Origin of the sequence: Gilliamella sp. wkB7 (genome assembly GCF_001693435.1) — a bacterium.
Taxonomy (GTDB): Bacteria; Pseudomonadota; Gammaproteobacteria; order Enterobacterales; family Orbaceae; genus Gilliamella; species Gilliamella apicola_N.
In genome coordinates this window covers 2,288,593-2,300,869 of the sequence record NZ_CM004509.1, presented here as the reverse complement: position 1 = coordinate 2,300,869, position 12,277 = coordinate 2,288,593, and the positions used below count along the sequence as shown (strand labels likewise).

Genomic DNA, 12,277 nt, shown 5'->3' with positions numbered 1-12,277 from the left:
TACTTTTATAAGATTAATAATAATTTATTATTAATATTTAACATTGAAAGTTCGTTTTAACTCATCAATAAAATCTAAATCTTGAGATATTGTTTTACCTGGACTATCAGATAATTTAGCCACTGATTGATTATTGCATTGCGTTAATTTAATCACAATATTCAAAGCTTTGGTATTCGCTTCAGTTGAAGGAATATCACACGCCAAAAAGCCACCAATACCGAATGACAGTTTTACTCGATGATTAAAATGGTTATAAATTTTAATAGCCTTATCAAAATTTAAACTATCAGAAAAAACGAGTAATTTAGTTTTAGGATCTATTCCTAACTGCTGATAATGCGCTATAGCTTTTTCACCCCATTCAATAGAATCACCTGAATCATGGCGAAGTCCTTGATAACAAGAAGCAAAATGATGATCGAAATCACGCAAAAAAGCATCCATGGTAATACAATCAGTTAATGCAATATCTAAATCATGAGGGTACTCGTCTAACCAAACTCGAAGCGCATCTTTTTGACAATCTTTCAAAATTGGACTTAATCGTTGATGCGCTTGGAACCATTCATGAGCTTGTGTGCCAACGGGATTTAATCCCAAACGATAAGCAAGTAAATAGTTGCTAGTGCTATTAAAATTTTGAAAATTATCTTTCAAATAGCTGACAACAGCTTCTTGTACCGCAAACGAATAACGCCGACGCGTACCAAAATCCATTAAATTAAAACCAGACATATCCATATTAGCCGTTTTTTCATTAAATAGAGCTAATTTATCTTTTAGCCTAGCGATTGCTTCTGGCACACCGATTTGTGGTGAACGATCCTTATGTACAATTTCACTGATTACCGCAAGCAGAGGGACTTCCCATAAGATAACATCTAACCATTTACCTTCAATCGAAATTTCAAGTACACCATCTTCGTTTTTAATGGTGAGTAAATCACTATTGAAGCGCCAATCTTTAAGCCAATTTAAATAGTCGGATTTAAAAAATGGAATACCAGATAAATAGTTAAATTCATCATCTGTAAGCGATAACGATTCCATTAATTTAACTTGATACAATATTTCATCAGCATAATGCCCTAATAAATCATCACTTCGACAACGGAACTGCGCAACAACGGTTGCATCTGGGTAATGATGAAAAACGGCTTGTTGCATATGCAATTTATATGCATCAGTATCTAAAATTGATGTAATTATTGCTGGTAACATATGTATCTATTATTACTACTATAAAGAAAATTCCTCAGATTATAGCAGAATAATAGTGAAGATATAGATTAATTATGTAATAAGATTATTTTTAATCAGCTATAATACTATCTAAATAGGATAAAGATTGAATACCAACTAAAAAGGTTACGACAAAAATGAATACCAAAACAGCTGAATTACAACCCATTGCTAAATATCGTCTCGATTATAAAACACCAGATTTTACCATTACAGACATTGATCTTGATTTTGATTTGGCGCCAGAAACAACTACAGTCACTGCTCGTAGCCGTGTTGTGCAAAAAAACCAGCAAGCAAACGATCTCATTTTAGATGGCGAAGACCTTAAGCTCATTTCGATCAACATTAATGAACAACCTTGGCAAGATTATCAAATCACTGAAACAGGTCTAATCATTCAGAATGTTCCAAGCGAATTCACCCTTACCATTGTTAACGAAATTAAGCCAATTGATAATACAGCGCTAGAAGGATTATACGTTTCAGGTGAAGCACTATGCACTCAATGCGAAGCAGAAGGATTTAGACATATCACCTATTATCTTGATCGTCCAGATGTTCTTGCTCGCTTTTCAACTCGAATCACTGCCAATAAACAACAATATCCTTATCTACTTTCTAATGGTAACCGTATTGCACAAGGTGAACTTGCTGACGGTCGTCATTGGGTTCAATGGCAAGACCCTTTCCCTAAACCAGCCTATCTATTTGCATTAGTTGCAGGTGATTTTGACATATTGAGAGATCAATTTACCACTCTATCTAATCGTAAAGTTGATTTAGAAATTTATGTTGATAAAGGTAATTTAGACCGTTCACATTGGGCTATGACGAGCTTAAAAAATTCAATGCGCTGGGATGAAACACGCTTTGGTTTAGAATACGATTTAGATATCTTCATGATTGTTGCGGTTGATTTTTTCAATATGGGCGCAATGGAAAATAAAGGTCTGAATATCTTTAACTCCAAATATGTATTAGCCAAACCAGAAACCGCAACCGATACAGACTATTTGGGTATTGAGGGAGTAATTGGTCACGAATATTTTCACAATTGGACTGGCGATCGGGTCACTTGTCGAGATTGGTTCCAACTTAGCTTAAAAGAAGGATTAACGGTGTTTCGAGATCAAGAATTCAGTTCTGACATGGGTTCAAGAGCCGTTAAACGTATTGATGACGTTAAATTAATGCGCACTGTACAGTTTGCCGAAGATGCAAGTCCGATGTCACACCCTATTCGCCCTGACCAAGTTATTGAGATGAATAATTTTTACACGGTAACCGTGTATGAGAAAGGCGCAGAAGTGATTCGTATGATGCATACTCTATTAGGCGAAGACAAATTCCAAGCGGGTATGAAGCTCTATTTTGAACGTCATGACGGTAGCGCAGCAACATGTGATGATTTTGTAGCAGCAATGCAAGATGCATCAGGAATCGATTTAACTCAATTCAAATTATGGTATAGTCAATCAGGAACACCAGAATTAACTGTTACTGATAGTTATGACTCCAAAAATCAGCAATATACTTTAACAGTCGAGCAACATACTCCTGCAACTCAAGATCAAGCGAAAAAACAAGCACTGCATATTCCGCTAAATATTGAATTATATCAACACAATGGTCAAGTGATTACACTACAATATCAAGGTAAACCTATTCACCATGTTTTAAATTTAACTCAGTCTAAACAGCAATTTATTTTTGACCATGTTAATGAAAAACCAATTATTTCACTGTTACGGGATTTTTCAGCACCTGTTAAATTAACTTATGATTATCAAGATGATGATCTTATTTTCTTGATGCAACATGCGACTAATGCTTTTAGTCGTTATGATGCCGCACAAATGTTGTTAGCAAAATATGTACGCTTAAATGTAGCAAATTTCCAAGAAAATCGTGAATTAACACTGCCAGAATCAGTATTAGATGCCTTTAGAGCAGTATTATTATCAGAAACAGCTGATCCAGCTTTAATTGCACAAATTTTGACTTTACCGTCTGAAAACGAATTAGCCAATTTATTTAAGGTCATCGATCCAACAGCTATTTATCAAGTTCGTCAGTTTTTACTAAGTCGTTTTGCCAATGAACTGAACGACGAATTAAATGCTGTTTATTTTAATAATAAAGTCGTTGACTATCATATTGAACATAAAGATATCGCTAAGCGATCACTTAAAAACTGCTGTTTAACTTTATTAGCCTATGCAGATAATAAATCCCATGCCAACACATTAGTAAGTCAGCAATACTATCACGCTAATAACATGACGGATTGCTTAGCTGCTCTAACTGCAGCAGTTAAAGCGCAACTTGATTGTTACAATGAATTGTTAACTGATTTTGATAATAAATGGCATCAAGATGGCTTGGTAATGGATAAATGGTTATCCCTTAATGCAACAAGTCCAGATACCCATGTGCTATCAACCGTGAAGAAATTATTAACTCACCGTTCATTCTCAATGAGTAATCCAAATCGCATTCGTGCATTAATTGGAGCTTTTGTAAATAATAACCCTGTTGCTTTTCATGCTGAAGATGGAAGTGGTTATCATTTCTTAGTTGAAATCTTGACTGAGTTGAACCAAAAAAATCCACAAGTTGCTGCTAGATTAATCGATCCACTGATTCGGTTGAAACGTTATGATGAAAAACGTCAACAACTGATGCGAACAGCGCTTGAAAGATTACTAAAACTTGATAATCTCTCTAAAGATTTATATGAAAAAATTAGTAAAGCTTTAGCAGCATAATCAATAAAACATATCATCCTACATAATTATAGTAGGATGATATGACTTTATTATTCGATGTTTTTTACTAAAACGTATAGGTAACCTCAAACTTTTTGACATTTCTACCTTTTAAAAAATAAGATAACGGACTTTAAATGACAATTACCATAAAAGAAATAACACCTGCTGAGCTAGCACAAAAAATAGAGGCATCTGATAAGTTATTCTTACTTGATGTCCGTGAACCTAATGAAGTTGCCATTTGTAGTATTAATGGATCAACACATATTCCAATGAATCTTATCCCATTATATTTAGATGAAATTCCAGATGGAATTGATATCGTTATTTACTGCCACCGCGGTGTTAGAAGCTTAAATGTGGCTAACTATTTAGCCGAAAATGGTTTTGATAGCGAATATTTATATAATCTCACGGGTGGAATAGACGCTTGGGCGCTCACTATTGATGAACAGATGACAAGGTATTAAAAAGCCCATGACTACATGGGCTGTATGCAACTATATATACTTTATCCTAATGAGAATTTTGATCTATTCCTGAGGCATTACCCAATAACCATTTTGATTATGCTCTTTCATATAATCTTTAAACTGCTGGGATTGATAAATGCGCTTAATATCTTGAGCCCACTGACTGTTTTCATTACCGCCATTCACAACAACCATAATTTCTAAATCAGGAATAATGGTTTCTAAAAGTAACGCTTTATTTGAGTCAATGTTAGCTGAGTAAACGATACTTCCTGGTATCACCGCAAAATCTACTTCGTTCATGACACGAGGTATATTAGCTGAATCCATTTCAACAATATCAATGCCTGCAATATTTTGAGCGATATCATTTTTACTAACGATGATTGGATTAGCATTTTCTTTCAATTTTATCCAACCTGCTTTTTCGAGTAAGTTATAAGAACGGGCTGCATTTGACGCATCTTGTGGAATCGCGACTTTAGCCCCCGCAAACACTTGCTGCAATGAGGTATATTTATTCGAAAATATGGCTGCTGGTACAGACGGCACATGAACCACTGGCTTTAAATTAGCTTTGCGTTGACTATTAAAAACATCCATATAAGCAGTATGCTGAGCGACAGTTAAATCAATACTACCTTCACTTAAAGCCACATCTGATTCAAGTAAATGAGGAAAATTAACTAACTTAACCTTATATCCTTCTGATTCTAATATTGGCTTAACAGCATCTTTAAAAAGATCATTATAGGGACCAGGTGACACACCCATACTAATCTCTTTTTTGGTTTGATTATTAGCTTGCTTGGATGAATCGTTACAAGCATTTATAAAAAATGCAGAACATACGATTAATGCTAATGATAGGTATTTAAATAATTTTTGTTTGATAAAACATATTTTCATGTGAGCTACCCTTTGTAAGCTAGAAACATTAGATACACTCTAACATAGAAAAAATAGTTCATTTATTCCATGTAATTCTATCTTATAACTTTTTGGAATAAGATATAAAAAACGATTATTAGAGAGATAAATATGCCTATGTTACCGTTAATAGTATCAATCATTATTAATCGTTGGATATATTATGAGTCAAACTATCGCAGATACTATTCATCGACTCTTTGTCGAGTTACACCAAAATCCTGAACTTTCTAATCAGGAATTTGAAACAACAAAACGATTAAAATCTTATTTACAACAAGCCAATATACGCATTTTGGAATTAGGCGCTAAAACAGGTGTGATAGCAGAAATAGGCTCCGGTTCACCAGTACTAGCATTACGTGCTGATATTGATGCATTGCCTATCCAAGAACAAACCACGTGTGAATATCGTTCAAAAAATCCAAATGTAATGCATGCCTGTGGGCACGACGTACATACTGCTATTTTAATGGGAGCAGCATACTTACTAAAAGCACATGAAAAAGATTTAAAAGGGACAATTCGTCTACTATTTCAGCCTGCTGAAGAAAATTTTAGTGGTGCATTACACTTTATTGAAATTGGTGCATTAAAGGGAGTTGATGCAATATTAGGGCAACATAATAATCCCAATTTAAGCATAAATCAGATGGCATCATGTGCTGGGCCGTTTTCTGCTAATGTTGACCGTATTGAAATTACTGTTAAAGGTGTAGGTGCGCATGCAGCAAGACCAGAAACAGGGGTTGATCCTATCGTTGTTGGCGCTCAAATAGTTAATGCAGTTCAAACAATATCAAGTCGAAGTGTGAGCGGATTAGATGCGGTTATCGTCAGTATTACCAAATTTCAAGGAGGAAATACTTGGAATGTAATTCCCGAAACGGTAGAAATGGAGGGAACAGTTAGAACGCTCGCACCTGAAATTAGAGCTAAAGTTAAACAGCAGCTAAAAAATATTACTGAAAATATTGCTTCTGCCTTAGGTGCGCAAGCTGAGCTACGCTGGTTTGATGGTCCACCATCCATTATTAATGATGCTAAATGGGTTGACTTTGCCAAACAAATTGCTAAACATGCAAATTATGAAATCGTCGACTTTAAACCTCAACTTGGTGGCGAAGATTTTGCTCATTACTTACATCACGTTCCCGGCGCTTTTATTAACCTTGGTTCACAAAGTCCTTACGCTGTGCATCATCCAAAATTTCAGCTTAATCGAGATATGATAATGCCTGCCGTTAACTAGTTATCTGAACTTGCCAAGCAAGCACTAATTCAATTAGCACAAGATAAAAAAGTAGGTGGTAACTAATGATTAAATTTGAAAATGTATCAAAGCAATATGAGCGCAATGGCATTACTACCCAAGCATTAAATAATATCAATTTAACCATAGCAAAGGGGGATATTTATGGCATTATCGGTTATAGTGGAGCAGGAAAAAGCACACTTGTTCGTTTAATTAACTTTCTTGAAAGACCGACTCAAGGCAGTGTCACAATTCAAAATCAATTACTCAATCAATTATCTAGTCAAGAGTTACGTCAAGTTCGTCGAAAAATCGGCATGATCTTCCAGCACTTTAATTTACTTGAATCAAAAACCGTATTTGAAAATGTTGCTATTCCATTAGTCCTAATCAAAAAAGATAAACAAACGATTAAACAAAAAGTGTATGAATTATTGAAGTTTGTGGGATTAAGAGATAAAGCTAATAGCTATCCTAAAGAGCTATCGGGTGGGCAAAAACAGCGCATAGGTATTGCGCGAGCTTTAGCAAACAATCCAGATATACTGCTGTGCGACGAAGCCACATCAGCGCTTGATCCACAAACGACTCAATCCATTTTAGACTTAATAAAACAAATCAATGAAAAATATAAAATAACCGTTGTATTAATCACTCATGAAATGAGTGTTATTGAACGAATTTGTCACAAAGTTGCCGTCATGGAAAAAGGTAACATCATTGAGCATGGTAATGTGCTTGATGTATTTGGTCACCCGAAACATCACACGACACAAAATTTTGTCAGCTCTGTGATAAACGATCAAATTCCAAGTGGTGTAGTTGAAAATCTATTAAAAATAGAAGGAGACAAAAATAATATCAAATTATTTAAATTGGAGTTTTTAGGACGTTCAGCCTCTGAGCCCGTCATTAATTCACTCATTTTACAACAAAAAGTTATCGTGAATATTTTATTTGCCCATATGTCAGAAATCGAAAAAACGGTTTTAGGCAGTATGTTTGTTCAATTAAAAGGTGAGGATAGTAACATTGACGAAGCGGTGCACTATCTACGTGAACGTGGTGTACAAGTTACCAAAATAAAACAATGGGAGATTAATTAAATGCAAATATTTAATAATATACTTAGTTATTTAAGTACGAATTTTGCCACTACTGTCACCTCTGATCAGTTCATACAAGCATCTTACGAAACCTTGATTATGGTCGTTTTTTCTTTAATATTGGGATCTCTGATTGGCATTCCGCTGGGTATCTGTTTAGTAACCACTCGCCCATCTGGGCTACTTGAAAATAGACGAGTCTATCGCATTATCAACCCAATCATTAATTTAGTGCGTTCATTGCCATTCATTATTTTACTTGTCGCAATTTTGCCTTTAACAAAGTTTATTGTCGGCAGCTCAATTGGTACTACAGCAGCAATTGTTCCACTCACTTTTTATGTTGCCCCTTACATAGCTCGATTAGTGGAAAACTCGTTATTAGACGTAAAAAGCGGTATTATTGAAGCTGCTGAAGCTATGGGCGCAACGCCAATCCAAATAATTTGGCATTTTATGTTACCAGAAGCTTTTAGCTCATTACTTTTAACACTTACAACCGCCACAATTGGCTTAATTGGAGCTACCGCCATGGCAGGTGCTATTGGTGCCGGTGGTATCGGTGATTTAGCTGTCTCATATGGTTATCAACGTTTTGACACGACGGTAACTTACATCTGTGTATTTATTTTGGTTATTGTCATTCAATTTGTACAAAGTACGGGTAACTACTTAGCCCGCAAGGCACGGCATGAATAGCTTAACTAAGCGATAATATATAGAGTAAATTACTTTCATTATTATCTATATTTATTAAACGTCTTTATTATTTAAGTTCTATTACCTAAGTTTAAATACTACTTTATTGCAGATTAATAAACAGTAATGTATGTAAAAAAGTTTCAGGTTAACTATACGTTTGAGTATAAAACAAACAAATAAATTCGTTATAACAGGTTTAAATTAGTAAAAACAGACTCATTGATAATATGTTTAATAGATTTCATTATTAATAAATATCAAGTAAAATAGGCGAAATTTTAATTCTGGTAGTGTAGGAAATCATTGTGACTGACGCATTACAGCAAAATTTGGTCGAAATACACGATATGTCTTTCTATCGTGGAACACGGCCTATTTATAAAAATATGAGTTTGACTGTTCAAAAAGGCAAGATAACCGCTATTATGGGGCCTTCTGGAATTGGTAAAACTACACTATTAAGACTGATTGGTGGACAATTAAAACCACAAACAGGACAAATTTTATTTGATGGTGAAGACATACCAAGCATGTCTCGCTCAAGACTATATGAAGTACGTAAGCGCATGAGTATGCTATTCCAATCAGGCGCGTTATTTACTGACCTATCTGTATTTGATAATGTCGCTTATCCTCTACGCGAACACCTTAAATTACCTGAACCAGTATTACATAACTTGGTATTGATGAAATTACAATCCGTAGGACTTCGCGGTGCAGCAAATATGATGCCCTCTGAATTATCTGGAGGGATGGCTAGACGAGCGGCATTAGCGAGAGCAATTGCGCTTGATCCTGATTTAATCATGTTTGACGAACCTTTTGCTGGACAAGATCCAATTTCAATGGGCGTAATTGTTAAGCTTATTTCTGAAATTAATCAATCGTTAGGATTAACATGCATAGTGGTTAGTCATGATGTAAACGAAGTGTTGAGTATTGCTGATTACGCCTACATTGTAGCAGAACAGCATATTATCGCTGGCGGTACTTCAGAGCAACTACGTGACAATGATGATTTACGAGTTAAACAATTCTTGGAAGGACTTGCAGATGGACCAGTACCTTTTCATTATCCTGCTAATGATTACAAATTGGACCTAAGCAGAGGTATAAAATAATGTTGAATTTACTCGCAAAAATGGGGCAATGGTTTATTAATGTGATCGCCATGATTGGGCGCTCAGGAATGATGCTATTTGGCGCATTGATTGGTCAACCACAATTTAAAAAACAATTCCCATTACTGGTCAAACAATTCTACTTTGTTGGTGTACAATCATTATCCATTATTATCGTGTCAGGTCTGTTTATCGGCATGGTACTAGCGCTACAAGGCTACTTTATTTTAACAACATTTGGGGCTGAAGCCAGTTTAGGGATGTTGGTTGCACTTGCATTGTTACGAGAGTTAGGACCTGTTGTTGCTGGATTACTATTTGCTGGTCGTGCAGGCTCTGCTTTAACAGCTGAAATCGGTCTTATGAAAGCTACCGAGCAGCTATCAAGTATGGAAATGATGGCCGTTGATCCTTTACGCCGCATTATAGCTCCACGGTTCTGGGCAGGATTTTTTAGCATGCCATTTTTAACAGCGATTTTTGTTGCGGTCGGAATCATAGGTGGCGTATTAGTTGGTGTAGATTGGAAAGGGATTGACTCAGGGTTCTTTTGGTCATCCATCCAAAGTAATGTCGATTGGTGGCATGATTTAGGTAACTGTTTTATTAAAAGTTTTGCATTTGCTATTGCCAGTACTTGGATTGCACTTTTTAATGGATACGATTGTGTACCAACATCAGAAGGAATTAGTCGGGCAACAACTAATACAGTTGTTTATTCATCATTAGTTATTTTGGGGTTAGATTTTATTTTAACCGCATTAATGTTTAGTAATTGAGGTCATTAAACATGAGTCGTAAAGTAGAAATTACAGTAGGATTATTTATGGTGCTGGTTATTGTCTCAGTACTATTTTTATGCTTTAGAGTAACTGACCCAACATCTTTTGTTAGTCATAACTCTTATCGAGTCTATGCGCAATTTGATAATATTGGTGGTTTGAAAGTACGTTCACCAATTAAAATTGGTGGGGTTGTTATTGGTCGTGTCAGTAATATTAGCTTAAAAACTACGAACAGTGAAGATTATAAACCATGGGTAACTATGGATTTAGATACTCAATATAATAAAATTCCAAAATTAAGTTCACTTTCAATTAAAACATCAGGTTTATTAGGTGAACAATTTATTGATATCAACTTTGGATTAGATCAAGGCACAATAAATGATATTGATGCTTTAGATGCACCGACATCTACAGCAAATACGGATAGTCATAATCAAGAAGATAATTATCCTTATCTTAAAGATGGTTCTATTATATATAACACAAAACCAGCAGTGGTTATTGAAGATTTAATTGGACAATTTTTATATAGTGCGGGTGGATCATCAGATAAAGACAAAAAACAAGATACTAATGACAGTAAGGAGTAACTATGTTAACCAAATTTAAACAAACCTTTTTTTTAGTACTTACTTTAATGATAAGTGCTACGGCATTTGCAAACGATCCATATCAAGATATGCAAGTTGCAGCAGACAAAATTTTTAACACAATGAAAGCAGAGTCTTCAACACTTAAATCCGATCCGAACAAACTTAAAGATATTGTAAGAACGGATTTACTGCCTTACGTACAAGTTAAATATGCAGGAGCATTAATCTTAGGTAATGCATATAAATCAGCAACTGATGCACAGCGTACAGCTTATTTCAATGCATTTGAAAACTATTTAGTACAAGCATTTGCTCAAGCACTTTCGATGTACAACGGACAAACTTATCAAGTTGAAAAATCAAAAGATTTAGGTGATAAATCACTTGTTTCAATCCGCATATTATTAAATCAGCCAGACAAAAATCAACAACCTATTCGTATTGATTTCCAATGGCGAAAAAATACTGTAACAGGTGAATGGAAAGCCTATGACCTAACTGCGGAAGGGGTAAGCATGGTTACCACTAAACAAAACGAATGGGCAACTGTTCTGCGCCAAAAAGGTATTGATGAATTAACCAAACAATTAAATGATCTATCAAATCGCAATATTGATCCTAACGCTAAATAAAAAGGCTATTTTATAATGTCGCGAATCAAAACAGATAAACAACAAGATGTATTGTACTTACAGGGTGAACTTGATGTTCACTCTTTAAATGATTTATGGACAACGCAAAGCTCTATATTAAATGGTGTTAAATACATTAATTTAGGTGAGCTCACTCGAGTTGATTCTTCAGGACTCGCGACTTTAGTCTATTTTTGTATTAAATATTGTGTAAAGCTAAAAAATATTAATCCACAATTACAAACATTAATCACTTTATATGACTTACAACATGTCATAGATGATTAATATATTGGATTTTTATACTGAAACACCCCCATAACCTGAAACTTTTTTACAAAAATTAAAACGTATAATTTATATTAATGATGAGTATAACTAATGGATAAACAAGAAATTATAAATAAATTAAGAAATTCACTTGAACTTGACGATATTCATGTAATGACTGATGATGGAAGTCATTTTCAAGTTATTGCTGTCGGAGAATTATTTGCCGATCTTAGCCGTGTAAAAAAACAACAAGCTATTTACGCCCCTTTAGCAGAATTTATTAATGATAATCGTATCCATGCGCTATCCATAAAAACTTATACTCCCACTGAATGGCAACGTGAGCGCAAACTAATAGGATTATAAGAATGATTCTTATTAACCC

The 12,277-nt window shown here is 34.8% G+C and carries 13 protein-coding genes; 11 read left to right on the top strand and 2 right to left on the bottom strand.

The genetic code is table 11. The features are described from left to right. Positions 1-30: 30 nt before the first annotated feature. Positions 31-1,224, bottom strand: a complete 1,194-nt coding sequence (gene pncB / locus A9G17_RS10140) for a nicotinate phosphoribosyltransferase (RefSeq protein ID WP_065738599.1) — start codon at positions 1,222-1,224, stop codon at positions 31-33. Positions 1,225-1,382: 158 nt separating this feature from the next. Between pncB and pepN the strand changes: the two genes are divergently transcribed. Beyond that, positions 1,383-4,016, top strand: a complete 2,634-nt coding sequence (pepN, locus tag A9G17_RS10135; RefSeq protein WP_065738598.1) for an aminopeptidase N — start codon at positions 1,383-1,385, stop codon at positions 4,014-4,016. 137 nt (positions 4,017-4,153) lie between these two features. Next, positions 4,154-4,489 carry a rhodanese-like domain-containing protein gene (locus tag A9G17_RS10130; RefSeq protein WP_086308374.1) on the top strand — a complete coding sequence of 112 codons (336 nt, stop codon included), beginning with the start codon at positions 4,154-4,156 and terminating at the stop codon, positions 4,487-4,489. Between the two features lie 63 nt (positions 4,490-4,552). Here A9G17_RS10130 and A9G17_RS10125 read toward each other — a convergent pair whose 3' ends face one another. Next, a complete protein-coding gene (locus A9G17_RS10125) occupies positions 4,553-5,401 on the bottom strand; it encodes a MetQ/NlpA family ABC transporter substrate-binding protein (RefSeq protein ID WP_065738597.1) in 849 nt (282 codons plus the stop codon). 184 nt (positions 5,402-5,585) lie between these two features. Between A9G17_RS10125 and A9G17_RS10120 the strand changes: the two genes are divergently transcribed. The 9 genes from A9G17_RS10120 to A9G17_RS10080 all read left to right on the top strand — a co-directional run bounded on the left by A9G17_RS10120 (position 5,586) and on the right by A9G17_RS10080 (position 12,258). Further along, positions 5,586-6,674: an amidohydrolase gene (locus A9G17_RS10120; protein WP_065738596.1), complete on the top strand. Its 1,089-nt coding sequence runs from the start codon at positions 5,586-5,588 to the stop codon at positions 6,672-6,674. A 65-nt stretch (positions 6,675-6,739) separates the two neighbouring features. Continuing rightward, positions 6,740-7,783 (top strand): methionine ABC transporter ATP-binding protein, encoded by a 1,044-nt coding sequence (locus A9G17_RS10115; RefSeq protein ID WP_065738595.1) that lies wholly within the window; start codon positions 6,740-6,742, stop codon positions 7,781-7,783. Next, complete coding sequence (locus tag A9G17_RS10110; protein ID WP_065738594.1) at positions 7,784-8,482, top strand: methionine ABC transporter permease; 699 nt, start codon at positions 7,784-7,786, stop codon at positions 8,480-8,482. Between the two features lie 350 nt (positions 8,483-8,832). Continuing rightward, positions 8,833-9,606: a phospholipid ABC transporter ATP-binding protein MlaF gene (mlaF, locus tag A9G17_RS10105; protein ID WP_065739146.1), complete on the top strand. Its 774-nt coding sequence runs from the start codon at positions 8,833-8,835 to the stop codon at positions 9,604-9,606. Further along, a complete protein-coding gene (gene mlaE, locus A9G17_RS10100; RefSeq protein WP_141677584.1) occupies positions 9,606-10,385 on the top strand; it encodes a lipid asymmetry maintenance ABC transporter permease subunit MlaE in 780 nt (259 codons plus the stop codon). Before mlaF ends, mlaE begins: the two co-directional genes overlap by 1 nt. Before the next feature lie 11 nt (positions 10,386-10,396). After that, positions 10,397-10,984, top strand: coding sequence for an outer membrane lipid asymmetry maintenance protein MlaD (gene mlaD / locus A9G17_RS10095; RefSeq protein ID WP_065738592.1), 588 nt, complete (start codon positions 10,397-10,399; stop codon positions 10,982-10,984). Positions 10,985-10,986: 2 nt separating this feature from the next. After that, entirely contained in the window at positions 10,987-11,619 is a 633-nt protein-coding gene (mlaC, locus tag A9G17_RS10090; RefSeq protein WP_065738591.1) for a phospholipid-binding protein MlaC, read from the top strand. A gap of 15 nt (positions 11,620-11,634) precedes the next feature. Next, positions 11,635-11,907: an STAS domain-containing protein gene (locus A9G17_RS10085; RefSeq protein ID WP_025316248.1), complete on the top strand. Its 273-nt coding sequence runs from the start codon at positions 11,635-11,637 to the stop codon at positions 11,905-11,907. Positions 11,908-12,000: 93 nt separating this feature from the next. Then, the gene (locus tag A9G17_RS10080; protein WP_065738590.1) at positions 12,001-12,258 is read left to right on the top strand and encodes a BolA family protein; all 258 of its coding nucleotides are present in this window, start codon (positions 12,001-12,003) and stop codon (positions 12,256-12,258) included. Positions 12,259-12,277: the final 19 nt, after the last annotated feature.